Consider the following 25,177-nt stretch of genomic DNA (forward strand, 5'->3'; position numbering starts at 1 on the left):
GCTCGCTTCGCCGGCCACGCGCGTCACGCCGCCGCGCCCGCCAGCGGAAGCGGCGCGAGCTCCGGATGCGCGCCGAGCCGCTCGGCGAGAAAATCCATCAACAGCCGGCTCCTTCGCGGCAAATGGGATCGTTGCGGCATGCACAGATAGAGCCCGTAGCGACAGGTCGCATGCTGCGTCAGCAGCGGCACGAGGCGCCTCTCACGCACATGCGCATGGACCGAATAGCCGAAGAACTGGCCGATCGCCGCGCCGCTCAGCACGATGTCGAGCTCCGCATCGATGTCGTTGGTCGCGATGAAAGGAGACACCTGTCGCGTGTCGACGCGCCCGTCGACGAGAAATTCCCAGGGAAACGGCTTGCCCGTCCGCGGATACAGGAACGCGGTACAACGGTGATCGCGCAACGCGTCGACGGTCAGCGGCGCGCCGTGGCGACGCAAATACGCCGGCGTCGCGCAGACGACCAGTTGCAGGTCGGCGACGCGCCGCGCGACCAGCCCGCTATCGGGCAGATCGCCGGTCCGCACCGCGATGTCGATTCGCTGCTCGACGATGTCGGCCATGTCGTCGCTGACGATCAGTTCGGCGGTGACGCCCGGCTGCTGATCGCAAAACTCGCCCAGCAACGGCGCGAGAAAGCGCCGGGCCAGCGAGTAAGGCGCGGCCACGCGGATCGTGCCGACCGCGTGCGCGCGATCGTCGTCGAGCGTGCGCAACGCCGTCTCGAGCTCGCCGACCGCGCCGCGGCACTGCGCGAGCAGGCGCTCGCCCTCGGCCGTCAGCGCAATCCGGTGCGTCGAGCGCTGGAACAGTCGCACGTTCAGCAGCGCCTCCAGCGCCGCGACCTGTTTGCTGGCCGCCTGCGGCGTCATGCCGAGTTCGCGGGCGCCCGCGCTGATGCCGCCCGCGACGGCGACGCGAACGAATACCGTCAGCGCCTTCAAACGATCCATCCGAGTTTCCCTCCCGTCGATCCCGGCACGCCCGGGCATCCATCGATGACGTCGTGACGCCGGCCGGTCAAGTTGAATCCGTTTCAACCGGACCGGCGCTATTCGCGTGCCGCCCCGCTTCGCACAATGGCGCTGTCTTCGACGATTCGCCCCACCGGGCCGTACGCCATGAACCTGCGCTCATTTTCCGCTGCCTCCCGCGCCGCTGTCGCCGTCGGGTCGATCCTTGCCGGCCCGGCGTCGCCCGCACTCGCGCAAGACGCCGGTGCGCGCACCGGCGTCGTCGAAACGGTACTGCTGCAGACCACGCACGCGTGGGACGGCTCGCCGTATCGCGCGTATCCGGCGCGGCAGCCGGAAGTGACGGTCGTACGCTACACCATCCCGCCGCACGCCGTGCTGCCATGGCACACGCATCCGGCAATCAACGTCGGTTATGTGCTGTCGGGCCATCTGAATGCCGTGCGCCGCAGCGACGGCAAGCGACTGGCGCTCGGTCCCGGTGACGTGGTACCGGAAATGGTCGGCGGTGCGCATCGCGGCGAAACCGGCGACGAAGCCGCGGAACTGATCGTGTTCTACGCCGGCACGCCCGGTGCACCGCTGACGGTTCCGGACAGCGAAGACTGAGCGCCGGCCCGCAGACCGGCTCGTTTTACCCTGACGCGGAGCGCCACCCATCATGACCGATTCACGTAACCCATCCCGCCCTTCCGCCGCACCCCGGCCGCGCCTCGACGGACGCGTCGCGCTCGTCACGGGCGGCGGCACCGGCATCGGCCGTGCAGCCGCGCTCGCGTTCGCGCGGGACGGTGCGCGCGTCGTCGTCGCCGGGCGGCGCGCGGCGCCGCTCGACGAAACCGTGCGGGCGATCGCCGAACGCGGCGGCGACGCATTCGCGATCGCGGTCGACGTCGCATCCGCCGATGGCGTACGCGCGCTCGTCGACGCGACGCTCGAGCGCTACGGCGCGTTGCATGCGGCTTTCAACAATGCCGGCACGGAAGGCACGTTCGCGCCGATCGTGGAACAGACCGAAGCCGACTTCGACGACGTGATCGCCACCAATCTCAAGGGCACGTGGCTGTCGATCAAATACGAGATGGAAGCCATGCTCGCGCACGGCGGCGGCGCGATCGTCAATACATCGTCCTGGCTCGCGAAAGGCGCGCTGGCCGGCTCGTCGACCTATTCGGCGAGCAAGGGCGCGCTCGATGCGCTGGTGCGCGCGGTCGCGCTCGAAGGTGGCCCGCACGGCATCCGGATCAACAACGTGAACCCCGGCATCATCGACACGCCGATGGCGCGCCGCTTCGGCGACGACGAGATGTTTCGCCCGTTCGCCGCGTTCACGCCCGCGCGGCGGATCGGCACCCCCGAGGATGTTGCCGACGCCGCCGTCTGGCTGTGCAGCGACGACGCGCGTTTCGTGACCGGCGAATCGATCCTCGTCGACGGTGGCTACACGATCGGCGGCATGCGCTGAGCGACGCCGCGACGGAGGAAGAACCGATGGAGCATGTGAGACTGGGAACGTCCGGGCTGAAGGTGTCGAAGCTGTGTGTGGGCTGCATGACCTACGGCAACCCGGCGTGGCGGCCGTGGGTCGTGACCGAGGACGTGGCCCGCCCGCTCATCCGCACGGCGCTCGACGCGGGCGTGATGTTCTTCGACACGGCCGACATCTACTCGGACGGCGAGAGCGAGCGCATTCTCGGGCGCGCGCTGCGCGACTTCGCAACGCGCGACGACGTGGTGATCGCGACCAAGGCGTTCTTTCCGACCGGTGACGGCCCGAATGCGAGCGGGTTGTCGCGCAAGCACCTGTTCGCCAGCATCGATGCGTCGTTACAGCGCCTCGGCACCGATTACGTCGATCTTTACGTCATCCACCGGTTCGATCCGGACACGCGGATCGACGAAACGCTCGATGCGCTCGATGCGCTCGTCCGCTGCGGCAAGGTGCGCTATCTCGGCGCATCGTCGATGCACGCATGGCAGTTCATGAAAATGCTCGCGTTCCAGCGGCATCACGGCCTCGCCCGGTTCGTGTCGATGCAGAGCCAGTACAGCCTGATCTGCCGCGACGACGAACGCGACATGCTGCCGCTGTGCATCGACGAAGGTATCGCGTATACGCCGTGGTCGCCGCTCGGCCGCGGGCTGCTGGCCGGCTCCCGAGAGGCAGGCACGACGCGCGCTGCAACCGACCGCCAGATGGTGTCGTGGTACGACGGCCGCGACACCGTCGCGGCGACCGTCGAAGCGGTCGGGCAGGTGGCACGGGCACGCGGCGTACCGCCCGCGCGGGTCGCCCTTGCCTGGGCGCTGCGACGGCCCGGCATCACTGCGCCGATCGTCGGGCTGTCGAAGCCGAACCATACGGCCGATGCGCTCGCGGCGCTCGACCTGACGCTCGACGACGGCGAAACCGCGTTGCTGGAGGTCGCGTTCGACCGGACGGTCGAACCGGTGCAATGGTGAGGGTGGCGCGGGCCGGCCTGCTGGACCGGGACACCGATGCCGCGTAAATCATGGCGCCATACGGGCTCGCGCCGGTCGCCGCGGCGACCGAACGTGCGCCTACGCCGGCCGGACAGCCCCCCCAAACCGGCGGCGCCACGACAGGCGCGCCGGTCAGCGCGTTTACTGAAACGCCACTTCCGCGAAGCTGCGCAGCTTCCGACTATGCAGCTTGTCGAGCCCGTTCGTGCGCAGGATCTCCATCGCCTTCACGCCGATCTGCAGATGCTGGTCGACCTGCCCGCGATAGAACGTGTCGGCCATGCCCGGCAGCTTGAGTTCGCCGTGCAGCGGCTTGTCCGACACGCACAGCAGCGTGCCGTACGGCACGCGGAAGCGGAAGCCGTTCGCGGCGATCGTCGCGCTTTCCATGTCGAGCGCGATCGCGCGGCTCTGCGACAGGCGCTGCACGGGTTCGCGATGATCGCGCAGCTCCCAGTTGCGGTTGTCGACGCTCGCGACGGTGCCCGTGCGCATCACGCGCTTCAGTTCGACGCCATCGAGCCGCGTGACGTCGGCCACCCCGCGCTCGAGCGCGAGCTGCACTTCGGCGAGCGCCGGAATCGGCACCCACAGCGGCAGGTCGGCATCGAGCACGTGATCCTCGCGCACGTAACCGTGTGCGAGCACGTAATCGCCGAGGCGCTGCGTGTTGCGCAGCCCCGCGCAGTGACCGAGCATCACCCACGCGTGCGGACGCAGCACCGCGATGTGATCGGTGATCGTCTTCGCGTTCGACGGGCCGACGCCGATGTTGACCATCGTGATCCCGCTGCCGTCCGCGCGCTTCAGGTGATACGCGGGCATCTGCGGCAGGCGCGGCGGCGCGGCGCCCTCGGCCGGCTCGCTGCCGAGGTTCGCGTTGTAGGTCACGACATCGCCCGGCTCGACGAACGCGCTGTACTGGCTGCGATACGCGCGCACCTCGGGATCGTCGCTCTCCGTCATCACCGTGCGGCCCAGCTTCACGAACTCGTCGATGTAGAACTGGTAGTTCGTGTAGAGCACGTAGTTCTGGAAATGCGTGGGCGACGTCGCCGTGTAGTGGCGCAGCCGGTGCAGCGAGAAGTCGACGCGCGCGGCCGTGAACAGCGCGAGCGGATGCGGCTCGCCCGGCGCCGGCTCGAACGTGCCGTTGACGATGCGGTCGTCGAGATACGACAGGTCGGGCGTATCGAAGATGTCGCGCATCGCGAGCAGGCGGTCGCGGTCGAGCTCGCCCTCGAGATGGATGCCTTCCGGAAACGCGAAATGGATCGGGATCGGCTGCGACGACACGCCGATCTCGATCTTCACATGGTGATTCTTCGCCAGCAGGCGCAGTTGCTCGCGATAGTAGTTCGCGAAGAGGTCGGGGCGCGTGACCGTCGTCTCGAACACGCCGGGGCCCGCGACGAAACCGTACGAGCGGCGCGAATCGACGTGCGTGTTGACGTCGGTGCGGATCCGCACGAACGGGTAGCACGCGCGCACGTGCTCGGTGATCGGTTCGTGGCGACGATAGCGCGCGAATGCGTCGCGCAGGAAGCCCGTGTTCGTGTCGTAAATGGCGGACAGCCGCGCGACGGCGGCGATCGGATCGTCGAAAGCCTCGACCGACGGGCTCTCGGGCGTCAGCACCCGGTGCCGGCGGCTCAAATCGTTCTTCATTTTCATCACCTCGTCTGATCCGACGACATTACCACGGAACCCGGTCGCCCTTATGGGCGCCCCTACGCACGCGAGGGCCGGATGGTGCGCAGTATTTGCTAAAATCGGTGGGTTCACTGGAGACTCATCATGAAGCCGCTCATTCTCGTCGTCGCTGCCGCCGCGTTTGCCGCCGCCAGCGCCGCTTACGCCGCCGGCGGCACGCCTGACGCCGACGCGCAGGCACGGGCCGAGGCCAACGAGGCCGCCGGCCTGCCCGATCTCCGCAAGATCAACCGGCCGGGCGCCGAAGTCACGTCGAAAGTCGACTTCGCCGACATCCGCCGCACGCCGAGCTTCCACGAAAAGAGCAAGAACGGCACCGAAGTCACCGAGTACCGCGATCGCGGCAAGCCGGTCGAGATCGACGTGAAGTCGAACTTCGGCACGCGCTACCAGATGAGCTCGACGCCCGACACGTCGCCGAAGCCGCACGACGCGGGCATCCCGATCACGCGCCTGCCGTCGCTGAACCTGCGCTACTGATTCCGTGGCGCGCGGCACCAACCGCCGCGCGCCGCCTCCCTTCACCTGCTGTCGCGACGCACGCCGCCCGCGTGCCGACACCCTGACCTGACGCATCCCGCATGGCCGTTTTCACTGCTGTTTCCGACTCCGATCTCGCGCAATGGATGCGCCACTACGAACTGGGCGACGTGCTTGCGTTCCGCGGCATTCCGTCCGGTATCGAAAACAGCAATTTCTTCCTGACGACGACGCGCGGCGAGTACGTCCTCACGATCTTCGAAAATCTGACGGCACAGCAACTGCCGTTCTACCTCGACCTGATGCGCCATCTGGCCGGCCACGGCGTGCCGGTGCCGGATCCGATCCCGCGCGACGACGGCGCGCTGTTCGGCGAGCTGCACGGCAAGCCGGCCGCGATCGTCACGAAGCTCGACGGCTCGGCCGAACTCGCACCGAGGGTCGAACACTGTATCGAGGTCGGGCAGATGCTCGCGCGCCTGCACCTCGCCGGCCGCGACTATCCGCGCAACCAGCCGAACCTGCGCAGCCTGTCGTGGTGGCAGGAGAACGTGCCGGCGATCGCGCCGTACATCACCGACGCGCAGCGCGCGCTGCTGGAAGGCGAGCTCGCGCACCAGGCCGGCTTCTTCGCGTCGGACGACTACGCGGCGCTGCCGGCCGGGCCGTGCCATTGCGACTTGTTCCGCGACAACGTGCTGTTCGCGCACGCGGCGCCCGACACCGGCCATGACGTACGGCTCGGCGGCTTCTTCGACTTCTATTTCGCGGGCTGCGACAAGTGGCTGTTCGACGTCGCGGTCACGGTCAACGACTGGTGCGTCGACCTCGCGACCGGCGTACTCGACGTCGCGCGCGCCGATGCGCTGCTGCGCGCGTACCAGACCGTACGGCCGTTCACGGCCGAGGAGCGCCGCCACTGGAGCGACATGCTGCGCGCGGGCGCGTACCGCTTCTGGGTGTCGCGCCTGTACGACTTCTACCTGCCGCGCGCGGCCGAGATGCTCAAGCCGCACGACCCCGGCCATTTCGAACGCATCCTGCGCGAGCGTATCGCGCATACGCCCGCGCTTCCCGAGATCCAAACCGCATGCAACTGATCGAAGTGCCCGCCAAAACGGGCTATGTCTGGTTCCGTCAAGGCGTCTGGCTGTTCCGCCGGAACCCGCTCGCGTTCATCACGCTGTTCTTCACGTACCTGCTGGCGATCACGCTGGTGTCGATGGTGCCCGTGATCGGCTCCGCGCTGCCGCTCGTGTTCATTCCCGGCATCGCGGTCGGCTTCATGGCCGCATGCCGCGACACGGTGGCCGGCAAGCCCGTGATGCCGACGATCCTCATCGACGGCTTCCGCTCCTACGGCACCGTCGCGACCCAGCGGCTGCTCGTGCTCGGCGTGATCTACGTTGTATCGATGGTGCTCGTGTTCGCTGCTTCGTCGTTCGTGGACGGCGGCGCGCTGTTCCACGTGATGATGGGCGCGGCCGATGAAGCGAGCACGACGCCGGAAACGCTCGCTGCGCAAGGCACGTTCGGCGCGTTGATGTTCGCGACGCTGCTCTACCTGCCGGTCGCGATGCTGTTCTGGTTCGCGCCGGTGCTGGTCGCGTGGCACGACGTCCCGCCCGCCAAGGCGCTGTTCTTCAGCATCGTCAGCTGCTGGCGCAATCGCGGCGCGTTCGTCGTGTACGGCGCGCTGTGGTTCGGCGTCGCGCTCGGCACGTCGCTCGCGCTGTCGCTGCTGCTGCAGGCGCTCGGCGCCGGCGCCTATGCACTGACGATCATGATGCCGGTGACGATCGTCATCGTCACGATGCTGTACTGCTCGTTCTACGCGACCTATCGCGGCTGCTTCGGCGTACAGGAGCCGGGCGCGACGACAACCACGTCGGGCCGCTGAAGTCTCCGGCCGGCGCGCGTCGCCGGCCCGCCGCTCTGCGCGCCGGATTGACTCCCGGCGCCCCCTCCCTTCCCCCGCCTCCGTCGGCCACCGCCCCGCGCCGGCCGCCTCTGTTCATCCCGATCTTTTGCGCGCAAAATAATTTGCGTACAAATTGTTCGCGCGTTCAACGCGCCTCCCGAATCATGGACCGCCTGCCCCCACTGCCCCAGACGCTCGACGAGCAACTGTGCTTCGCGCTCTACTCGACTTCGCACGCGATGACGAAAACGTACAAGCCGCTGCTCGACAAGCTGTCGCTGACCTATCCCCAATATCTCGCGATGCTCGTGCTGTGGGAGCGCGACGACATCGCCGTGAAGGACATCGCCGCGCGGCTCGACCTCGACCCGGCCACGGTCACGCCACTGCTGAAGCGGCTGGAGGCGCTCGGCTACGTCGAGCGCGTGCGCAGTGCGGCCGACGAACGCGTCGTGAACGTACGCGTGACGCCGGAAGGCCGTGCGCTGAAGGACCGCGCGCGCTCGGTACCCGCCGATCTCTTTTGCGCGATGCAGCAATCCCCCGAGTTCCTGGTCAGGTTGCGCGCCGATCTCCAGCAGCTGCGCGACGCGCTGTCGGCCGCCAACGAACGCTGACAGGCGGGCATCGACGAACCGGCCCGGCACTACCGGGCCTTTTCTTCGAAATTTCATTTGCACACAAATGATTTGTGTTCTATATTTTTCTCGTGGCCGGCGACACCCCGTTCGACCGGGCCGCTTTTCCTCCCTTTTCCCGACAGGAGCTGCACGATGAACATTCTGTACAAGACCAGCGCCACGAGCACGGGTGGCCGCGATGGCCGCGCGGTATCCGCCGACAACAAGCTGGAAGTAAAGCTGGCCGCGCCGCGCGAACTCGGCGGCACGGGCGCCGAAGGCACGAATCCGGAGCAACTGTTCGCTGCAGGTTACTCGGCCTGCTTCCTGAGCGCGATGAAATTCGTCGCCGGCCAGGACAAGAAGGCGCTGCCGGCCGACACGCAGGTCACGGCGGAAGTGGGCATCGGCCCGAACGACGCAGGCGGCTTCGGGCTCGACATCGAGCTGCGCGTGTCGCTGCCGGGGCTCGACAAGGCCGACGCACAAGCGCTGGTCGAAAAGGCGCACCACGTTTGCCCGTACTCGAACGCGACGCGCAACAACGTGCCGGTGCGCCTGACGCTCGTCTGACGCGACGCAAGGCCGCGAATGCAAAAAGGGCGCGTGCGGCATGTAGCCGCACGCGCCCTTTTTTACTGCGTGACTCGCCGGAATGGCAGACCGGCAGGCCCGCCTTGCGCTGCTTAGCGCGAGCCGATCGAATACGGGCGGTTCACCGCCGCTTCGCGATCGATCTTGCGCATACGGAATTCGAGATCGTAGATGTCGGTTGCTTCGGACAGGTACGCCTCGGCGCGCTCTTTACGGGCCGTTTCAGCGTTCTTGGTCAGCATCAGGAAGAGGTGGCTCAGCAGGTACATGGTCGATCTCGCAATCCAAGGGTTCTTTGACTAGGGTTTTCCCGAATTATAGGGAAAACCCTAGTTCTTGGCCAGCGTCGATCAGACGATGCGTCGTTCGGTCGCCACAGTGCGCTGCTGTGCTTCGAAAAAGGCCCAGATCATTGCGCTCGCATCGGGGCCGACCGCCGCATGAAACGGCACCGCTTCATCTCCGCCGGCCCACGCATGATCGAGCCCTTTCACGTGGCAGAGCCGCACGACCGGCTCGCCGTCGCGGCAGACATCGGTGATCTGCACACCCGTGTCGCGCGTCTCGACCCGCTCGCCGCCTCGCAGTGCGCCGCGGCTGTCGGCGAGCCCGTTCAGGCGCATGAACTGAACCGTCAGCTGGTCGGCATTTTTCGGTGCAACCACGTGGTCGCCGTCGCCCTGGACGATCAGCGCCGGCATGCCCGGATACGCGGCGGCATCAACCAGCGCATCGACGGCCGCGGCCGGGTTCTGCCGCACGCCGCGCCGCATCACGTCCATCGCGGTAATGCCGGAATTCGCCTCGCCGAGCGCGGGGCCCGAGTGCAACGCCACCGCCGCGAAGCGGTCGGGATGGTGCAGTGCAAGAAGCGACGCGAGGCCCGCGCCGGCCGACAGCCCCGCGACATAGACACGCGACGCGTCGAAACCGCGCTCGTCGACGAGCGCATCGACGAGCGACGCCACCGCGTTCGCCTCGCCACGGCCCGCGCGGTCAGTATCTTCGTACCAGTGCCAGCAGCCGTGCGCGTGCGCGCGCAGCGACTGCTCCGGATACAGCACCGCGAAACCATGCTTGTCGGCCAGCAGGTTCATCCGCGTGCCTTGCACGAATTCGTCGACGGACTGCTGGCAGCCGTGCAGCATCACGACGAGCGGCATCGCGCCACGCCGGCGGCCGGGCGGCACGTAGAGGCCGTAAGCGAGATGCTGGACGAGGCGCCCGAGCGCGGGTGCCATCGGATGTTCGCCGCGCGTCCACTCGCCGGCCGCCCATGCGGCCGCGCGCGGGCGCACGCGCGATTCGCGCGGTGGGGACAGATCGGATACGGCGGGAGACGCCGCGGCTTCGAGGGCGTCGCGTGTGATGCGCTGCGCATCGCGCGCCGCGCGCTTGGCGGCAGGAGACAGCATGCGTTTCATGCCGCCTACCCACACCTTGGTCAGACTTTTGGTCATCGATCGGGCTCGCAGTCAGGAAAAATAGGGGCACCACAACGGATGCAGCGTTCGACTTTGTGCAATGCACCATAACATTGTTTCTGGGATTTTTCCTGCATGCGGATAGTTCCCGTCCGCGCAAAAAACGGGGCTCATGCGCACGCGGCGCTATACTGGGGTTTCGCCGCTTGTATCCGTTGTAGTCGTTCTTCCCGGCTCGCGCGTTGATTTAAGCATCCTCCCCGCCTTCGTTCGTCCCCTTCCCGATGTTCGACCTGTCGTCTCACCTGTGGATCATGATCACCGCGTTCGGCGGCGCCGGCCTGACCTTGCCGCTCGCGATCACGATCGCCGTCTGGCTCGCGCTCGGCTACTCGTGGCAGCGCGCGGCCGCGTGGCTCGGCGTGCTCGCGGCCGCGATCGGCGTGGTCGCGCTGACGAAGATCGCGTTCCTCGGCTGGGGGATCGGCATCCGCAAGTGGGATTTCACGGGGTTCAGCGGCCATGCGATGCTGTCGACGTCGGTCTATCCGGTCGCGATTTTCCTGGCGCTGATCCGCACGCGCACGCCGGTGCGGATCGCCGGCATCGCGCTCGGGCTCGCGGCCGGCGTCGCGGTCGGCGTGTCGCGCGTCGCGCTCGACGCGCATTCGCCGTCCGAATCGATCACCGGCTGTATCGTCGGCGCGATCGCCGCGCTCGCGTTCATCGCGGGTTCATGGCGCGCGGTGCCGCACCGCTGGTCGGTGCCCGCGGTCGTCGCGAGCCTCGCGCTCGTCACCGTGGCGCTGCACGGCATCACGGTGCCGTCGCATCGCTGGGTCACCAAGGTGGCGCTGCAACTGTCGGGCCACGAACGCCCGTTCGTCCGCGCGCGCTGGAAGGCCAACCCGAACTACCGCCCCGCATCGCAGCCGTCGTCGCTGCAGCGCACCCAGTCGTCACCGCAGACGCTCCGTACGTGACCGGCCACCCGGCCGGCGCGCACACCCCTATTCAGGTCTGACCATTACATGCGCGCCGTCGCATGAGCGGTATGTCGAGCGTTATAACCCGCCCTATATTACGATTACGGTTTTCACCCATTCAAAACGAATCCACCATGCGCTCAACCGTCCGTCCGCTTCGCCGCACCCTGCTCCGCCTGCTGCCGATCGCCACGCTTGCCGGTGCCGGCATCGCGTTCAGCGCGCCCGCTTCCGCCGCGGATGAACTGGTCGTGTCGGCCGCCGCCAGCCTGACGAACGCGTTCAAGGCCGTCGGTGACGCGTACGAGAAGCAGCATCCGGATACCAAGGTGCTGTTCAACTTCGGCGCGTCGGACGTGCTGATGCAGCAGATCGCCAAGGGCGCGCCGGCTGACGTGTTCGCATCGGCCGACCAGAAGGCGATGGATCGCGCGGTCGACGAAAAGGTGATCGTGCCCGGCACGCGTCGCGATTTCGCCGCGAACTCGCTCGTGCTGATCGTGCCGGCGGACAGCAAGGCGGCCGCGCCGACGTCGCTGAACGATCTGGCGGCGCCCGGCGTAAAGCGCATCGCGTACGGCGACCCGGCGTCGGTGCCGGTCGGCCGCTACACCGAAGGCGCGCTGCGCGCGGCCGGCGTGTGGGATGCCGTCAGCGCGAAGGGCGTGCTGGCCGCCAACGTGCGCCAGAGCCTCGACTACGTCGCGCGCGGCGAAGTCGACGCGGGCTTCGTGTTCGGCACCGACGCCGCGATCATGCCGGGCCGCGTGAAAATCGCGCTGACGGTGCCGACGAAGACCGCCATCACCTATCCGATCGCCGTGGTCAAGGACAGCCGCCACGCCGCGCAGGCGCAATCGTTCATCGACTTCGTCGCGTCGCCGCAAGGCCAGGCCGTGCTGTCGACGTTCGGCTTCAAGCCCGCGGGCAAGTGAGCGTAACGCGATGCAAGACGCCTGGGTCCCGCTGCTGCTGTCGCTGAAGGTTGCCGGCTGGGCGACCGCGCTCGACATCGTGCTCGGCGTCGCGGCCGCGTTCATGCTCGCACGCTGGCGCTCGCCGCTGCGCGACGTCGTCGATTCCGTGCTGACGCTGCCGCTCGTGCTGCCGCCGACGGTGCTCGGGTATTACCTGCTCGTGCTGCTCGGCCGGCGCGGCGTGTTCGGCGCGTGGCTCGACAGGCTCGGCATCGAGCTCGTATTCACGTGGCAAGGCGCGGTGATCGCATCGATGGTCGTCGCGTTTCCGTTGATCCTGAAATCGGCGCGGGCTGCATTCGAAGGCGTCGATCCGCATCTCGAACGTGCCGCGCGCACGCTCGGGCTCGGCGAAGTCGCGGTGTTCTTCCGCGTGACGCTGCCGCTCGCCACGCGCGGAATCCTCGCGGGCGCGCTGCTCGCGTTCGCGCGCGCGCTCGGTGAGTTCGGCGCGACGCTGATGATCGCGGGCAACCTGCCCGGCCGCACGCAGACGCTGTCGGTCGCGATCTATGCGGCCGTGCAGGCCGGCGACGACAACACGGCCAACTTCCTCGTGCTGGTGACGTCGATCACCTGCGTGCTCGTATTGCTCGCGACCGGCTGGCTCGTGCCGTCGCGTGCCCGGCGGAGCCAGCTGACATGAAGCGCCTGCCTCGCCCATCGTCTTTCGTGGCCGGCCGGCTTCGGCGGAGGCCCGCATGAGCCTCGTCGTCGACATCCGCAAGACCTACGCGAACGCCGAGCGCCGCTTCACGCTCGACATGTCGTTCACTGCGACGACACAGCGCGTCGTGCTGTTCGGGCCGTCCGGCGCGGGCAAGAGCATGACGCTGCAGGCGATCGCCGGCCTGTTGTCGCCCGACGAAGGCACGATCGTGCTGAACGGCGAACCGCTGTTCGACGCCGCGCGCCGCATCGACGTGCCGACCCGCGAACGCCGCGTCGCTTACCTGTTTCAGGACTACGCGCTGTTTCCGCACCTGAACGTGCGCCAGAACATCGCGTTCGGGCTCACGTCGGGGCTGCGCAACCCGCGCGCGAAGACGGTACCGCCGGAAGTCGCGTACTGGCTGCAGGCGTTCGATCTCGAAGCGCTCGCGGGACAGTATCCGTCGCAACTGTCGGGCGGGCAGAAACAGCGCGTCGCGCTCGCGCGCGCACTGGTCGCGCAGCCGCGGATCCTGCTGCTCGACGAACCGTTCGCGGCGCTGGACGGCGCAATGCGCCAGCGCATGCGTCACGAGCTCGCCGAACTGCAGGCGCGGCTCGATATCCCGATGGTGCTGATCTCGCACGATCCCGACGACGTCGCCGCGTTCGGCGACCAGGTCGTGCAGTTGAGCGAAGGACGCGTGCAGGCGGCTCCGCCGCACGCCGAGTGGCCGACGCGCGTCGCGTGAACGCGCGAGGCCGTGGTCGTCGTGGTGGTGACAAGCACGTTGGAGCCTGAGAGAAGCCGCAAGCAGCGGCACAAGCAGAAAGCGGAAACGAAGCCGGCGCCGTACTGATACTGCGACGATGCCGGCTTCGCTCCGTCCGTCACACGACCGCCGAAGCGCGCCGACGCGCGCGGGCGCTCAGCCCGTCACAGCAAGAATCACGCTCGACGCCTTGAACAGCGCGATCGCCGGCCGGCCGGCGTCGAGCTGCAGCGCATCGACGCTGTCGTTGGTCACGACGGCCGTCAGCGTCCCGCCGCCGTCGAGCGCCAGCGTCACCTCGCTATTCACCGCGCCCGCTGTGACGGTTTCCACGCGGCCGCGCAACTGGTTCCGTGCCGACACCCTCAACGCGTCCTCGCCATCGTCGACCGCGAGCACGACCCACGACGCCTTCACGAGCGCGCATGCATCCGCGCCTGCCTGCAGGCCGAGCGCATCGGCACTTTCGTGCGTCAGCACGGCAACGACCGGCTGCCCGCCGGGCAGCGTGAGCGTGACCTCGTCGTTGACGGTGCCGCGCACGATCGATGCGACCTTGCCGAACAACTGGTTGCGCGCGCTGGTCTTCATCCCGATCCGGCCGATCAGCGCCCAGTCGACGTCGAACCCGGCCACGGCCGCGCTCGCGGCCTCGATGAACCGGCGATGCTCGCGCTCGATCGTGCGGAACGCGGCGATCAGCGACGTCGCGCGCGGCGTCAGTGTCGTGCCGCCGCCGCCCTTGCCACCCGTCGAACGCGCGACGAGCGGTTCACCGGCGAGATTGTTCATCGTATCGACGGCATCCCACGCAGCCTTGTAGCTGAGGCCGACGGCCTTCGCCGCGCGCGTGATCGAACCGGTGTCGCCGATCGCCGCGAGCAGCGCGATGCGCGTGGCGCCGCCGAGCGTCTGCTCGCCGGCGCGCAGCCACAGCTCGCCACCCAGTTCGAGCGGTTCGGCGGACGGGGAGGAATGCAGTGTGTCGGTCATCGGGATACGTGCGGGAATCGGGCGGCCATTATAGTCAGCGCGTGCCGCTCAACCCGGCTTGCCGTCGAGCTTCGGCGGCCGCAGGCTGGCAAGCAGTGTCTCGGCATCGCGCGCCGCGCGCTGCTCGAGCGCAGCGCCGTAGCCGCGCACGAAACCGAGCTGGTACGGCGGCGCCGCCAGTTTTTCGAGATGATGCAGCGCGACCATCGTGTCGTTGGCTTCGCCGAGCACGCTCTGCACGCGCGTGAGCGTCTTGACCGTCTCGGTGCGCGTGCGGCGCGACGCCAGCGACGCGAAGAATTCGAGTGCATAGCGCAGCCGCTTCGCATCGATCCGCACCTGATGGCGCGCAGCCGTGTCGAGTGACGTGAGCGACGGCGACGCGTACAGATGACCGAACAGCCGCCGCACGCGCTTCGTCGCGTGGCGCCGCAGCGAGGGTGCCTCGCCGTGTTCGGCGGGCGGCAGCGCAAGCAAGCTCAGCCATTCGAGCCAGCCGAGCGTCAGCCGGGCGTAGCGGGCCGAATGCAGCGCCTGCCGCAGCTCGCCCCGCGCCGCGCCGCACTGCGCGCGCGCGGCGTCGAGCGTGCCGTGCCACTCGCCGTCGCCGCCGTCGGCGGCGATCAGCGCGGGCAGGCTTTCGGTCGCAAACACGTCCCAGTCGCGCACCGTGCCGAGCAGCGCGGCAAGCCAGCGCAGGTCGACGCCGAGCGTGTCCCGCCACTGGCGGTCGGCAAAGAGCGGGAAAAAGCGCATCAGCGTTCGCAGGCGACGCAGCGCGACGCGCATCTGGTGCACGAATTCGGGATCGTCATGCTCGAGCACGCCGCCCTCGTTGCCGAGCCATTGTGCGGTGATGTCGCCGGACAGCGCGAAGAGCGCGGCGCGCTGCGTGCGCACGCCGGTCAGGTCAACGAGCTTTGCCTTGACGGGCCCGTCGGTGGTCGGCTCGGCCGCACATGTGCGATCGATCACGCTCGTCAGTTGCACGAATGCGGGCCACGCGCCGCTCAATTCGCGCGCCGCCGCAAACAGCGCGTGCAGCGCGGCGGTGCGCGCGGGCAAGGTTTCCCAATCGGGCGCGGCGAGGCGCAGTTCGACGTAGCGGTGCGGCGGCTCGCTGCCGCGATGCAGCGTGACGTCGTCGAGCGTCATCTCGACCACGACGCCGCTGTCGTCGGCCCACCGCCCGCGCCGCCGTTCGCTGACGAGGCGCAGCGCCGACGCTTCTGGCTGGGTACCGACTGCCTCCGGGCGCCCGGTCGCATCCGGCGCGGTGCCGTCGACTTCGCCCGTCGCGACGACGGCCTCGACTGCGACGGCCGCTTCGGGTATGGGTAACGGCATCGCGACGGCAATGCCCGCATGCTCCGCGTCGAACAGTTCGCGCTCGGTGACACCTGGCGCAAACGCCTTCGTGCGCGACGCAACGACCCGCCTTCCATGGGCATTCGACTCGACCCATGTCCACCAGCTCGCGCCGGGGCTCAACTCGGCCTCCTCGATCCGGCATGGCTCGATCGTCACGCGTTCATGGCCGCGGCGCATCCGGACCTGCGGGCAGATCCGCCACGCGCGCACGAGCTCGGCGCCGAAATCGCGCTGCGCGCCTCGGGCGCGACTCGCAGTCTTGACCGGCCACCCTTCCAGCGACAGCGACAACACGATTTCCAGCACACGCGACATGGAGGCTCCTGCACATGAAGAATCGCCGGCGCATCGATCGCGCCGGCGTCACCCGTGAAGCAGCTTCCATAGTACACGCCGCAAAAACGCGCAGGCGACGATCTGGCCCTGTCGACCTGTCGCAGGTCAAACGGCGTATTGCGCGAGGCCGTTGCCGAACGACCAGTCCTCCTTCAGCACCTCGACAAGACTGATGAATACGTCCTGCTGCCGCACGCCGGGCTGCTGTGCGAGGTTGTCCGCGATCGCCCGGTACAGCGCCCGCTTCTGTTCGAGCGTGCGCGTGTTGTTCGCAGTGATCTGGATCATCACGAGATCGTCGCTGCGTTCGATATCGAGGTAGTGGCGACCGTATACGAAGTTCTCGGCCGCATGCTCGGTGACGACCATGAAGATATCGTCCTCGGGCACGTTGAACGTGTGCATCAGCGCGCGATGCACGCCGTCGACGAGCGCCGCACGGTAGGCGGCCGGTTTGCCTTCGCGCACTGCGATACGGGTGAATGGCATGGTGCTGCTCCTGTCGGTGAAGTTGACGTTGAAGAACGGAAACACAGCGTCAGGTTAGGCTCGCCGAACTATAATAAACAGTCATTGATGCATATTTCATCCATTTACATCAGAAATGAAAGTCCTTGACCTCGATGCCGTACGCGCGTTCGTGCTGGTCGCCGATCTCGCCAGCTTCACGCGTGCCGCCGATGCGCTCGGCACCACGCAGTCGGCCGTGAGCCTGAAGCTGAAGCGGCTGGAAGCCCATCTCGGCAAGCCGCTGCTCGCGCGCACGCCGCGCGTGGTCAAGCTGGCCGCCGACGGCGAGAATTTCCTGCCGGCCGCCCGCGCGCTGCTCGACGCGCACGACCACGCGCTCGGCGCGATCTCGGCCGGCACGCACCGGCTCGCGCTAGGCGTCAGCGAACATGTGGCCGTGCCCGACCTGCCGGCCGTGCTCACGAGCCTGCATCGGCAGGATCCGGGGTTGTCGCTCGAAATGCATCTCGGCACGTCGACGAACCTGCTCGCGCAATACGACGAACGCCGGTTCGATGCGGTGATCGTGCGGCACGAGCCGGGCGAAGACCCGCCGCGCGAAGACGGCACGCTGCTGTTTTCCGAACCGCTCGCGTGGCTCGCCGCGCCGGACTGGGCGCCGCGTGCCGGCGAGCCGCTGCCGCTCGCGGTGCTGGCCGGCTCGTGCGGCGTGCGGGCCGCGGCGCTGCGCGCACTCGATCACGCAGGGCGGCCGTGGCGCGAGCGCTTTACGGGAGGCGGCGTCGCGGCGGTCACGGCCGCCGCTGCCGCGGGGCTCGCCGTCTGCCCGCTCGCGCGGCGTGTCGCGCCGCGCACGCTGGTCGACGTCGGTGCGAAATTCGGGCTGCCGCCGCTGCCGCTGTCGCAGGTCGTGCTGTATTCGCGCGTGCGCGACGCACGCGCCGCCGCCGCGTTGCGCAGGTTTGCCGACAGCCTTGCAATCTCGGCGTAAACTAGCGGGTTCCGCCGCCCGCAATCTCCAGAAGAATTCCGATGAAGCCCGAAGCCCGCAAGCACCTCCGTGCCAACCTGCTGATGCTCGCCGCCGCCGCGATCTGGGGTTCGGCTTTCGTCGCGCAACGCCTGAGCCTCGACGTGATCGGGCCGTTCCTGTTCACGGGGCTGCGCTTCCTGCTCGGCGCGCTGGTGCTCGTGCCGCTGCTGACGCTGAACACGGCGTCGCGCGCGCAGCTCGCGGCCATCCGCCGTGAGCCGGCGCTGCTGCTGCCCGGCCTCGCGCTCGGCGGGCTGCTGGCGGTATCGATTTCGCTGCAGCAGATCGGCCTGCAATACACGCGCATCGCCAACGCGGGCTTCATCAGCTCGCTGTACGTCGTGATCGTGCCGCTGATGGGCGTATTCGCCCGTCACCGGATCGGCCCGGGCACGTGGTTCGGCGCGCTGCTCGCGGCGATCGGCCTGTATTTCCTCAGCATCAACGAGCACTTCTCGGTGCTGTACGGCGACTGGTTCCAGCTCGCTGGCGCCGTGATCATCGCCGCGCACGTGATGGCCGTCGGCCATTTCGCGAAGCGCCACAATCCGCTCGTGCTCGCGTTCATGCAATTCGTCGTATGCGGCGTGACGTGCCTCGCGGTCGGCCTCGTCATCGAGCCGGTCAGCGGCGCGATGCTGCGCAACGCACTGCCGACGCTGCTGTATGGCGGCCTGCTGTCAGTCGGCGTCGGCTATACGCTGCAGGTCGTCGCGCAACGCGACGCGGCGCCCGCGCACGCGGCCGTGATCTTCAGCATGGAAGGCGTGTTCGCGGCGATCGCCGGCTGGGCCGCGCTCGGCGAAACGCTGACGCTGCGCGCGCTCGTCGGCTGCGCGCTGATGCTGGCCGGCCTGCTCGCGTGCCAGCTGCTGCCGAACGGCGACGCCCGGAAAAAGGACGAGGACGCGCTGCCGGCGTGACACGCACCGTCCCTATAATGGCGGTTCGCGTGACTTCCACGCCAACCGCTTCCGACAGGCCAGCTCCGTGACGTCCACTTCCGTCGATCCCGCCGCCGACCTGCTGCGCGAACGCGCAGCGCATTACGCCACCCAGGCGGCGCTGTTCCTGCGCGACCAGGCGCTCTCCACCGCGTCGCACGACCTGCGCAGCCCGCTGAACGCCATGCATAGCTGGGCGTACGTGCTCGAGCGCCAGCTGGCCAACGCCGATCCGAATCTGCAGCGCGCGCTCGCGGGCATCCGCACCGGGATCGACCAGCAGGTCGCGCTGATCGACGACGTGCTCGACGCGCCGCGCGCGCAAACGCGCACGCTCGCACTCGAGCCGCAGCCGTTCGCGCTGCGCGCGCTGCTCGACGACACGCTCGCACTCGTCCGTTTCGCGCTCGCCGACGCACGGCAAGTCACGCTCGACGCGACGCTGCCGGACGGCGAACCGTCGCTGACCGCCGACCGCGAACGCATCGCGCAGGCGCTCTGGACGATGCTGACGGTCGCCGTCGAAGCCAGCGCCGCCGGCGGCCGCGTGACGGTCGCGTGCGCACGCGACGGCGTGCAGTTCACCGCGCGCGCCACGTGCACCGTCGACGCCGGCGCGCTCGCCGATCCCGCGCAGCCGCACGCATTCGAATCGTTCGCACGACGCGAGCTGCTGCGCGAACGCGACGCGAAGCGCGTCGCCTGGACGCTTGCGCTCTGCCAGCGCGTCGCGCTCGCACACGGTGGTTCGTTCTCGCACGACGCGTTCGCCGATGGCGCAACCGCCACCATCACGTTCTCCGTCCCCGGCGAGACGCCGGTGTAAGCAATCGGCCTCCCAATACATTACAAATTCCTTTCTGGCTCTATACTGATGGGCCTGTCATAACCGGAGTGATTCTTTGTTACAGATCTTCGCGCTCATCGGCGCGTTGTTCCTGGTGGCCCTGAACGGGTTCTTCGTCGCGGCCGAATTCGGCCTGGTCAAACTGCGCGCCACGCGCGTCAAGACACTGGCCCGCAAGCACGGCCTGCGCGGCCGCATCCTCGGCATCGTGCACGGCCGGCTCGACGCTTATCTTTCCGCTTGCCAGCTCGGCATCACGCTCGCGTCGCTCGGCCTCGGCTGGGTTGGCGAGCCGGCGTTCGCGCAACTGCTCGGCCCGCTGCTCGACCTGATCGGTGTGCAGTCCGAGCGCGTCGTGCACCTGATCTCGCTGGTGTTCGCGTTCTCGCTGATCTCGTTCCTGCACATCGTCGTCGGCGAGCTTGCGCCGAAATCGATGGCGATCCGCCAGTCGGAGAAGGTCGGCCTGTGGGTCGCGTTGCCGCTGTACGCGTTCTACTGGGCGATGTACCCGGCGATCTGGGTGCTCAACAACAGCGCCAACGCGGTGCTGCGGCTCGCGGGGCTGTCGGCCGACCACGGCGGCGACGCGCACTACTCGACCGACGAGCTGAAGCTGATCCTGCGCAGCCGCCGCAGCACGGCCGGCAATCCGGCACAGCCCGCGCGCGGCACGTACAGCAACGACGAGTGGAACACGCTCGCGCATTCGCTCGATTTTTCGTCGATGACCGTGTCGGACCTGATGCGGCCGGCCCATGAAATGATCGGCCTGCGTCGCAACCTGCCGCTGCCGGACAACATGGAGATCGTCGCGCGGCACCGCTTCAGCCGCTATCCGCTGTTCGAGGATGCGTCGCGTGAACAGGTGAGCGGGCTGATCCACCTGAAGGACCTGCTGCTCGCGCGTCACGCGGGCGCCGCGCTCGAAGACCTGTCCGACTACGTGCGCCCCGTGCAGTACGTGAAGCCCGACACCCCGGCACTCGACCTGTTCCGCCGCTTCCGCAAGGGCGCACCGCACTTCGCGCTGGTCGGCAACAAGGGCGAGAAGCCGATCGGCTTCCTGACGCTCGACAACCTGCTCGGCGCGCTGGTCGGCCAGATCCACGACGAGTTCCGCCAGGGCGACGCCGACTGGAGCCGCCTCGACGACGGCACGCTGATGGGCAAGGGCAGCCTGCCCGTCGTGTCGCTCGAACAGGCGCTTGGCATCGACATCGACGAAGGCCGCGCGGAATCGGTCGGCGGCCTCGTGATCCAGGCGCTCAGCGACCTGCCGACCGAAGGGCAGCGCGTGTCGTTCGACCGCTTCGACGTCGTCGTGAAGAAGATGAACGGGCCGCGCATCGTGCTCGTGCGCGTGTACCCGAAGATCACGAAAGAGGCCGACGAATGACGGCCGCTCGTGGTTGCCGCTGCCGCACGCGATGAACGCCACGCTGCCGCGCTGCTGCGTGATCACGCCGGAGCCGGCGTCCGCGTCGGCAGCCGATTGCGCGGCGTTCCTCGACCGGCTGTCGGCCGTGCTCGTGCGCGGCGAGACGCTCGTGCAACTGCGCGTGAAATCGCTCGACGCAGCCGCGTTTGCACGGCTCGCCGCCGCGGCGCTCGTGCGCTGTGACGCGGCCAGTGCACACCTGATGCTGAACGGCCCGATCGATGCGGCCGGCGTGATGCAGTTCGACGGCGCCGGCTGGCATCTCGACGGCACCGCATTGCGCGCCGCCACGCAGCGGCCGTTGCCGGCCGGAAGATGGGTGTCCGCTGCCTGCCACACGCGCGATGACCTGCTGCTGGCCGCGCGCGCCGGCGCGGATTTCGTCACGCTGTCGCCCGTCTTGCCGACGCTCAGTCATCCCGGTGCGCCGACGCTCGGCTGGGCGCAGTTCGACGCACTGGCCGCCGAGGCCGCGATGCCCGTCTTCGCGCTCGGCGGCATGACGCGCACGCACCTCGACGACGCGCGCCGCCACGGCGCGTACGGCATCGCCGGCATTCGCGGGTTCTGGTAGTTCGGGAATTTCCTGCGGTGCAGCCGGGCCCGGATGCGCCCGGCCGTACGGTCTCTTACCCGCTCACGTCGTCATGCGTTCAGGTTCGGACGCCATCCGCGCCAGGCACCGTCGTCGATGCGACGCGCGTCGTGCGTGAGCGCATACCGGTTGACGTCACCCGTCAGCCACGCGACGAGCGAATACGGCGGCAACTCCCCTTCATCGACCCGGTCGCGCGCTCGCGCCGGCGTCTCGAACACGACCTGCCCTCTCGGGGCATCGAACGGCACCGCATCGGGCGACAGGTTCAACGCGATCGTGAGCGTCTCGTCGTCGGCAAGACGCCATGACGCGAGCAGCGCGTCGGCATCGCCGTCACCGTCCGCCTTCAGCGCATGCGCGTCCTGCGGCCGGCAATCGGACAATCGCGGCGAGATCAGCTTTGCGCGCACCGCCAGCGCCGACTGGACGAAATGCGCGCGATCGGCATCCCGCGCGGTTTCATCGAAAATCAACGGGATCTGTGGCGTGAGCAGCGACAGCGCAAGTGCGGCCAGACCGGCCTCCTGCCCGTGGTCGCCCTGCCCGCTGTCGCGCCACGCGCCATCGGACAGCACCAGCGACGTCAACGACAGCCCGCTGTCGGCCGCCATGCCCTCTCCCGACCCGGCCGGCTGGAACGCCGCCCCGGCCGCGGTCAGCGCGCGGGCGAGCGTGTGGATCGACTGGTGCGCGGAAATGCCTTCATGAGCCGACGTGTCGCGCCCCGTCAGCCGATGCAGCGCGCGTTCGCCGCACCCGTTCCACTGCGCATCGAAATGGGTATCGGCAAGATGCGCCGGATGCCGCTCGCTGCCGAGTACCAGGTGGATGAGCCGGTCGGCCGGCACGGCCGCGCGCACCCGATCCGCGATCTCACGCAGCCACGACACGCCGATCCGGTCGGCTTCGCGCAGGCGCAGCCCGTCGCAACGGTACTCGTCGATCCAGTACAGCGCGTTGTCGCAGAAGAAATCGCAGACTTCCGGATGATCGAGCGCGAGCGGCGGCGCCTGCAGCGGGTCGTCGCGCGTATGGAAGAACGGCGCCGCGTAGTGGCGCAGCGCATCGGTGCCGCTGCCGAAGCGCGCGTAGTCGAGCTCCAGCAGCACCGCGAGACCATAGCCGTGCGCATCGTCGATCAGCGCCTTCAGCGCGTCGGGACCGCCTTCGGCCGCAAGCGGCGCGAACGGCAGGCTGTCGTGCGGCGACGCGAGCAGCTCGAGCGCGGTCACGCCGAGGCGCGCAAGTTGCGGCAGGCGCCGGCGCACGGCGTCGAAACCGCCCACCGCGTGCGGGCGAATCGCATAGAGCGCGATATCTTCCCATGGGCGCCCGCGCCAGAACGTATTGCGCCACGTGAACGCGCGCGGATCGATGACCTCGCTCGGGCCGTTGAGCCCTTCGGGTTGCGAGCGCGACGCGGGATCGGGAATCGATACCGCATCGTCGAGGCGATAGCGGTAAAGCGCGCCCGCGCCACAATCGGCAAAGACTTCGAACCAGTTCGTGCCGGCGGCCGCCATCGGGACGAACAACGGGCCGAAGCCGGTATCGAGTTCGAGCTGGACCTGCGCGCTACCCGGCGCCCACACGCGAAAATGCGTGCGCGGCGTCGCGCAGAGCGCGCCACAGGGCTGTGCGCCGAACGGCAAGCAGTGAATGTGGTGCTGCGCATACGGATCGTGCGGACAATCGGACATCATGCGCTCCTCGTGCGTACCGAGCGGCATGGCCGCGCCAGCGGCGCGGCACATCGGGGCCCGGCATGCGACGGCCAGGCGGGGGGAGAGAACCGAGTATGCGCCGGATTCGCCACCCCGATGCATCGTTCCCGGACATTATTAAAAGCGAATCGACCCCGGGAAAACCCGCAATCCGCACGGGCCGACGAGGCGGGTAGCCCGCATACCGGAATGTGTGCTCGCCTTGTTGCACCGGCCGCGCACGCTTACGCTCTGCGCGATGCTCGTGGACACGTCGTCCGCGCCCGCCCCGAGGAACCTGCCATGTCGCTTCCTGCCAGTGCCGCCAAATTCGATCCGTCACGCGCACACGAATACGCCGAGCAATCCCGCATCGCGCTCGCCGGCTACGATGCTTGCCATGAACTCACCGCGTGCATGCTCGCGTCGGCCATCGCTGCACCCGATGCGCGGATCCTCGTCGCGGGCGCGGGCGGCACGGGGCAGGAAATCTGCGTGGCGGCCGCGCTCGAGCCGGGCTGGCGGTTCACTGCCGTCGACCCGTCCGCGCCGATGCTCGCGCTCGCGCGCTCGAACATCGAGGCCGCGGGCTTCGGCACGCGCGCGGTGTTCGTCGAGGACGGTGTCGATGCGTTGCCCGACACGCCTGCATTCGACGGTGCGACGCTGATCGGCGTGCTGCATCATGTCCCGGGCGACGAAGCGAAGGCGGCGCTGCTGAATGCGATCGCGCGACGCCTGAAACCCGGCGCGCCGCTCGTGCTCGCCGGCAACCATCGCCGCTACGCGGACCACCCTCGCCTGCTCGACGCATGGCAGCAGCGCTGGCGCATGAAAGGCGCGACGCCCGACGCGGTGCGTGCGCAACTCGCGAAGATCCTGCAGGGTGCCGACCCGCCCGCGTCCGAGGAAGCCGTGTTCGGCCTGCTGCGCGAGGCGGGCTTCGACGCGCCGCTGCGCTTTTTCGCGAGCCTGTTCTGGGGTGCGTGGATCGCGGTGCGGCGCGCGTGATGGATCGGGGCGGCCGGCCAGGTGCGGTCGGCTAGACGCGGTCGGCCAGACGCGGCGCGTCACCGCACGCGAAGCGTTTCGCGTGCGCGCCGCACGCGCTGGGTATGATGTCGTTCCCGCCCCCACTTCCGGCGTCGCCATGCTCACCGTCCATCACCTGAACAACTCGCGCTCGCAGCGCGTGCTCTGGCTGCTCGAAGAACTGGATGTGCCGTACGAGATCGTGCGCTACGCGCGCGATCCGAAGACGATGCTCGCACCGCCCGAGTTGCGCGCGATCCATCCGCTCGGCAAGTCGCCGGTCGTCACCGACGACGGCCGCACGTACGCCGAATCGGGCGCGATCATCGAGTACCTGGTCGAACGCTACGGCAACGGGCGCCTGGCTCCGCCGCCCGGCACGCCCGAGCGGCACGACTACACGTACTGGCTGCACTACGCGGAAGGATCGGCGATGCCGCCGCTGCTGCTCAAGCTCGTCGCGCTGCGGATCGCGCATGCGCCGATGCCGTTCTTCGCACGGCCGATCGCGCGCAAGATCGCCGCGACACTGCAGTCGAGCTTCGTCGATCCGCAGATCGCGCTGCATCTCGGCTATATCGACGGCGTGCTGAACCGCACCGGCTGGTTCGTCGGCGACGGCTTCAGCGCAGCCGACATCCAGATGAGCTTTCCGCTCGAAGCCGCGACCGCGCGCGGGGGCGACGGCCGGCATCCCGCGATCGCGCGCTTTCTCGACGCGATCCACGCGCGGCCGGCATACCGGCGGGCGCTGGAACGCGGCGGCCCGTACGAACTGCTCAAGTAACGCTGCGAATGCGCCCGGCCT

General features: G+C 68.5%; 27 protein-coding genes. 19 read left to right on the forward strand and 8 right to left on the reverse strand.

Features of this window, described 5'->3' with window-relative positions; genetic code table 11:
- Positions 1-23: 23 nt before the first annotated feature.
- Positions 24-956 carry a LysR substrate-binding domain-containing protein gene (locus ACPTTF_RS28035; RefSeq protein ID WP_423369072.1) on the reverse strand — a complete coding sequence of 311 codons (933 nt, stop codon included), beginning with the start codon at positions 954-956 and terminating at the stop codon, positions 24-26.
- Between the two features lie 168 nt (positions 957-1,124).
- Here ACPTTF_RS28035 and ACPTTF_RS28040 point away from each other — a divergent pair, with 168 nt between their 5' ends.
- The 3 genes from ACPTTF_RS28040 to ACPTTF_RS28050 are packed head-to-tail and all read left to right on the forward strand — an operon-like array spanning position 1,125 to position 3,440.
- Entirely contained in the window at positions 1,125-1,586 is a 462-nt protein-coding gene (locus ACPTTF_RS28040) for a cupin domain-containing protein (RefSeq protein WP_423369073.1), read from the forward strand.
- A gap of 52 nt (positions 1,587-1,638) precedes the next feature.
- Positions 1,639-2,442 carry an SDR family NAD(P)-dependent oxidoreductase gene (locus tag ACPTTF_RS28045; protein ID WP_423369074.1) on the forward strand — a complete coding sequence of 268 codons (804 nt, stop codon included), beginning with the start codon at positions 1,639-1,641 and terminating at the stop codon, positions 2,440-2,442.
- 26 nt (positions 2,443-2,468) lie between these two features.
- Positions 2,469-3,440 (forward strand): aldo/keto reductase, encoded by a 972-nt coding sequence (locus ACPTTF_RS28050; protein WP_423369075.1) that lies wholly within the window; start codon positions 2,469-2,471, stop codon positions 3,438-3,440.
- A gap of 162 nt (positions 3,441-3,602) precedes the next feature.
- Here ACPTTF_RS28050 and ACPTTF_RS28055 read toward each other — a convergent pair whose 3' ends face one another.
- Entirely contained in the window at positions 3,603-5,129 is a 1,527-nt protein-coding gene (locus ACPTTF_RS28055; RefSeq protein ID WP_423369076.1) for an AMP nucleosidase, read from the reverse strand.
- 129 nt (positions 5,130-5,258) lie between these two features.
- Here ACPTTF_RS28055 and ACPTTF_RS28060 point away from each other — a divergent pair, with 129 nt between their 5' ends.
- The 5 genes from ACPTTF_RS28060 (at position 5,259) to ACPTTF_RS28080 (ending at position 8,768) form a co-directional block, all read left to right on the forward strand.
- On the forward strand, positions 5,259-5,654 hold the full coding sequence (locus tag ACPTTF_RS28060; protein WP_021160838.1) for a hypothetical protein: 396 nt from the start codon (positions 5,259-5,261) through the stop codon (positions 5,652-5,654).
- Positions 5,655-5,755: 101 nt separating this feature from the next.
- Positions 5,756-6,754 (forward strand): homoserine kinase, encoded by a 999-nt coding sequence (locus tag ACPTTF_RS28065; RefSeq protein ID WP_423369077.1) that lies wholly within the window; start codon positions 5,756-5,758, stop codon positions 6,752-6,754.
- Entirely contained in the window at positions 6,745-7,554 is an 810-nt protein-coding gene (locus ACPTTF_RS28070; RefSeq protein WP_166953995.1) for a BPSS1780 family membrane protein, read from the forward strand. Before ACPTTF_RS28065 ends, ACPTTF_RS28070 begins: the two co-directional genes overlap by 10 nt.
- 185 nt (positions 7,555-7,739) lie before the next feature.
- Complete coding sequence (locus ACPTTF_RS28075) at positions 7,740-8,192, forward strand: MarR family winged helix-turn-helix transcriptional regulator (RefSeq protein WP_166953997.1); 453 nt, start codon at positions 7,740-7,742, stop codon at positions 8,190-8,192.
- Positions 8,193-8,348: 156 nt separating this feature from the next.
- Positions 8,349-8,768 carry an organic hydroperoxide resistance protein gene (locus tag ACPTTF_RS28080; RefSeq protein WP_166953999.1) on the forward strand — a complete coding sequence of 140 codons (420 nt, stop codon included), beginning with the start codon at positions 8,349-8,351 and terminating at the stop codon, positions 8,766-8,768.
- Positions 8,769-8,881: 113 nt separating this feature from the next.
- Here ACPTTF_RS28080 and ACPTTF_RS28085 read toward each other — a convergent pair whose 3' ends face one another.
- Together ACPTTF_RS28085 and ACPTTF_RS28090 are read right to left on the reverse strand one after the other, a co-directional pair.
- Positions 8,882-9,058, reverse strand: a complete 177-nt coding sequence (locus ACPTTF_RS28085) for a DUF3563 family protein (protein WP_166954001.1) — start codon at positions 9,056-9,058, stop codon at positions 8,882-8,884.
- An 81-nt stretch (positions 9,059-9,139) separates the two neighbouring features.
- A complete protein-coding gene (locus ACPTTF_RS28090; RefSeq protein ID WP_423369078.1) occupies positions 9,140-10,249 on the reverse strand; it encodes a PHB depolymerase family esterase in 1,110 nt (369 codons plus the stop codon).
- Between the two features lie 248 nt (positions 10,250-10,497).
- Here ACPTTF_RS28090 and ACPTTF_RS28095 point away from each other — a divergent pair, with 248 nt between their 5' ends.
- The 4 genes from ACPTTF_RS28095 to ACPTTF_RS28110 all read left to right on the forward strand — a co-directional run bounded on the left by ACPTTF_RS28095 (position 10,498) and on the right by ACPTTF_RS28110 (position 13,579).
- Complete coding sequence (locus ACPTTF_RS28095) at positions 10,498-11,196, forward strand: phosphatase PAP2 family protein (protein ID WP_059521469.1); 699 nt, start codon at positions 10,498-10,500, stop codon at positions 11,194-11,196.
- A 137-nt stretch (positions 11,197-11,333) separates the two neighbouring features.
- Positions 11,334-12,134, forward strand: coding sequence for a molybdate ABC transporter substrate-binding protein (gene modA, locus ACPTTF_RS28100; protein ID WP_423369079.1), 801 nt, complete (start codon positions 11,334-11,336; stop codon positions 12,132-12,134).
- 10 nt (positions 12,135-12,144) lie between these two features.
- On the forward strand, positions 12,145-12,822 hold the full coding sequence (gene modB / locus ACPTTF_RS28105) for a molybdate ABC transporter permease subunit (protein ID WP_423369080.1): 678 nt from the start codon (positions 12,145-12,147) through the stop codon (positions 12,820-12,822).
- A 55-nt stretch (positions 12,823-12,877) separates the two neighbouring features.
- The gene (locus tag ACPTTF_RS28110) at positions 12,878-13,579 is read left to right on the forward strand and encodes a sulfate/molybdate ABC transporter ATP-binding protein (RefSeq protein WP_043177825.1); all 702 of its coding nucleotides are present in this window, start codon (positions 12,878-12,880) and stop codon (positions 13,577-13,579) included.
- 177 nt (positions 13,580-13,756) lie between these two features.
- Here ACPTTF_RS28110 and ACPTTF_RS28115 read toward each other — a convergent pair whose 3' ends face one another.
- From ACPTTF_RS28115 to ACPTTF_RS28125, 3 genes are all read right to left on the reverse strand, one after another.
- Positions 13,757-14,593, reverse strand: coding sequence for a TOBE domain-containing protein (locus ACPTTF_RS28115; RefSeq protein ID WP_423369081.1), 837 nt, complete (start codon positions 14,591-14,593; stop codon positions 13,757-13,759).
- 48 nt (positions 14,594-14,641) lie between these two features.
- Entirely contained in the window at positions 14,642-16,279 is a 1,638-nt protein-coding gene (locus ACPTTF_RS28120; protein ID WP_423369082.1) for a CHAD domain-containing protein, read from the reverse strand.
- A 126-nt stretch (positions 16,280-16,405) separates the two neighbouring features.
- Positions 16,406-16,789 (reverse strand): tautomerase family protein, encoded by a 384-nt coding sequence (locus ACPTTF_RS28125; protein WP_059521475.1) that lies wholly within the window; start codon positions 16,787-16,789, stop codon positions 16,406-16,408.
- A gap of 115 nt (positions 16,790-16,904) precedes the next feature.
- On the opposite strand from ACPTTF_RS28125, the gene ACPTTF_RS28130 reads away from it, so the two are divergent.
- From ACPTTF_RS28130 to ACPTTF_RS28150, 5 genes are all read left to right on the forward strand, one after another.
- Positions 16,905-17,762 (forward strand): LysR family transcriptional regulator, encoded by an 858-nt coding sequence (locus tag ACPTTF_RS28130; protein WP_423369083.1) that lies wholly within the window; start codon positions 16,905-16,907, stop codon positions 17,760-17,762.
- A 41-nt stretch (positions 17,763-17,803) separates the two neighbouring features.
- Entirely contained in the window at positions 17,804-18,727 is a 924-nt protein-coding gene (locus ACPTTF_RS28135) for a DMT family transporter (protein WP_423369084.1), read from the forward strand.
- 67 nt (positions 18,728-18,794) lie between these two features.
- Positions 18,795-19,574 (forward strand): sensor histidine kinase, encoded by a 780-nt coding sequence (locus tag ACPTTF_RS28140; RefSeq protein ID WP_423369085.1) that lies wholly within the window; start codon positions 18,795-18,797, stop codon positions 19,572-19,574.
- 76 nt (positions 19,575-19,650) lie between these two features.
- Positions 19,651-20,994: a hemolysin family protein gene (locus ACPTTF_RS28145; RefSeq protein WP_423369086.1), complete on the forward strand. Its 1,344-nt coding sequence runs from the start codon at positions 19,651-19,653 to the stop codon at positions 20,992-20,994.
- A gap of 31 nt (positions 20,995-21,025) precedes the next feature.
- Complete coding sequence (locus ACPTTF_RS28150; RefSeq protein ID WP_423369087.1) at positions 21,026-21,610, forward strand: thiamine phosphate synthase; 585 nt, start codon at positions 21,026-21,028, stop codon at positions 21,608-21,610.
- Between the two features lie 71 nt (positions 21,611-21,681).
- Here the strand turns inward: ACPTTF_RS28150 and ACPTTF_RS28155 are convergent, their stop codons facing one another.
- Positions 21,682-23,334: a DUF3459 domain-containing protein gene (locus ACPTTF_RS28155; RefSeq protein WP_423369896.1), complete on the reverse strand. Its 1,653-nt coding sequence runs from the start codon at positions 23,332-23,334 to the stop codon at positions 21,682-21,684.
- 306 nt (positions 23,335-23,640) lie between these two features.
- Here ACPTTF_RS28155 and ACPTTF_RS28160 point away from each other — a divergent pair, with 306 nt between their 5' ends.
- Complete coding sequence (locus ACPTTF_RS28160; RefSeq protein ID WP_423369088.1) at positions 23,641-24,348, forward strand: SAM-dependent methyltransferase; 708 nt, start codon at positions 23,641-23,643, stop codon at positions 24,346-24,348.
- Between the two features lie 139 nt (positions 24,349-24,487).
- Positions 24,488-25,156, forward strand: coding sequence for a glutathione S-transferase (locus ACPTTF_RS28165; RefSeq protein ID WP_423369089.1), 669 nt, complete (start codon positions 24,488-24,490; stop codon positions 25,154-25,156).
- Positions 25,157-25,177: the final 21 nt, after the last annotated feature.

The sequence above is a fragment of the Burkholderia crassaminum genome (assembly GCF_964265005.1).
Taxonomy (GTDB): Bacteria; Pseudomonadota; Gammaproteobacteria; order Burkholderiales; family Burkholderiaceae; genus Burkholderia.

Coding starts and splice junctions, on each gene's coding strand:
- ACPTTF_RS28085 (WP_166954001.1), bottom strand. CDS start 9,058: ATGTACCTGCTGAGCCACCTCTTCCTGATGCTGACCAAGAACGCTGAA.
- ACPTTF_RS28135 (WP_423369084.1), top strand. CDS start 17,804: ATGAAGCCCGAAGCCCGCAAGCACCTCCGTGCCAACCTGCTGATGCTC.
- ACPTTF_RS28065 (WP_423369077.1), top strand. CDS start 5,756: ATGGCCGTTTTCACTGCTGTTTCCGACTCCGATCTCGCGCAATGGATG.
- ACPTTF_RS28075 (WP_166953997.1), top strand. CDS start 7,740: ATGGACCGCCTGCCCCCACTGCCCCAGACGCTCGACGAGCAACTGTGC.
- ACPTTF_RS28130 (WP_423369083.1), top strand. CDS start 16,905: ATGAAAGTCCTTGACCTCGATGCCGTACGCGCGTTCGTGCTGGTCGCC.
- ACPTTF_RS28120 (WP_423369082.1), bottom strand. CDS start 16,279: ATGTCGCGTGTGCTGGAAATCGTGTTGTCGCTGTCGCTGGAAGGGTGG.
- ACPTTF_RS28165 (WP_423369089.1), top strand. CDS start 24,488: ATGCTCACCGTCCATCACCTGAACAACTCGCGCTCGCAGCGCGTGCTC.
- ACPTTF_RS28050 (WP_423369075.1), top strand. CDS start 2,469: ATGGAGCATGTGAGACTGGGAACGTCCGGGCTGAAGGTGTCGAAGCTG.
- ACPTTF_RS28155 (WP_423369896.1), bottom strand. CDS start 23,334: ATGTCCGATTGTCCGCACGATCCGTATGCGCAGCACCACATTCACTGC.
- ACPTTF_RS28045 (WP_423369074.1), top strand. CDS start 1,639: ATGACCGATTCACGTAACCCATCCCGCCCTTCCGCCGCACCCCGGCCG.
- ACPTTF_RS28115 (WP_423369081.1), bottom strand. CDS start 14,593: ATGACCGACACACTGCATTCCTCCCCGTCCGCCGAACCGCTCGAACTG.
- ACPTTF_RS28125 (WP_059521475.1), bottom strand. CDS start 16,789: ATGCCATTCACCCGTATCGCAGTGCGCGAAGGCAAACCGGCCGCCTAC.
- ACPTTF_RS28080 (WP_166953999.1), top strand. CDS start 8,349: ATGAACATTCTGTACAAGACCAGCGCCACGAGCACGGGTGGCCGCGAT.
- ACPTTF_RS28035 (WP_423369072.1), bottom strand. CDS start 956: ATGGATCGTTTGAAGGCGCTGACGGTATTCGTTCGCGTCGCCGTCGCG.
- ACPTTF_RS28150 (WP_423369087.1), top strand. CDS start 21,026: ATGAACGCCACGCTGCCGCGCTGCTGCGTGATCACGCCGGAGCCGGCG.
- ACPTTF_RS28160 (WP_423369088.1), top strand. CDS start 23,641: ATGTCGCTTCCTGCCAGTGCCGCCAAATTCGATCCGTCACGCGCACAC.
- ACPTTF_RS28040 (WP_423369073.1), top strand. CDS start 1,125: ATGAACCTGCGCTCATTTTCCGCTGCCTCCCGCGCCGCTGTCGCCGTC.
- modA (WP_423369079.1), top strand. CDS start 11,334: ATGCGCTCAACCGTCCGTCCGCTTCGCCGCACCCTGCTCCGCCTGCTG.
- ACPTTF_RS28095 (WP_059521469.1), top strand. CDS start 10,498: ATGTTCGACCTGTCGTCTCACCTGTGGATCATGATCACCGCGTTCGGC.
- ACPTTF_RS28055 (WP_423369076.1), bottom strand. CDS start 5,129: ATGAAGAACGATTTGAGCCGCCGGCACCGGGTGCTGACGCCCGAGAGC.
- ACPTTF_RS28060 (WP_021160838.1), top strand. CDS start 5,259: ATGAAGCCGCTCATTCTCGTCGTCGCTGCCGCCGCGTTTGCCGCCGCC.
- ACPTTF_RS28090 (WP_423369078.1), bottom strand. CDS start 10,249: ATGACCAAAAGTCTGACCAAGGTGTGGGTAGGCGGCATGAAACGCATG.
- ACPTTF_RS28110 (WP_043177825.1), top strand. CDS start 12,878: ATGAGCCTCGTCGTCGACATCCGCAAGACCTACGCGAACGCCGAGCGC.
- modB (WP_423369080.1), top strand. CDS start 12,145: ATGCAAGACGCCTGGGTCCCGCTGCTGCTGTCGCTGAAGGTTGCCGGC.
- ACPTTF_RS28070 (WP_166953995.1), top strand. CDS start 6,745: ATGCAACTGATCGAAGTGCCCGCCAAAACGGGCTATGTCTGGTTCCGT.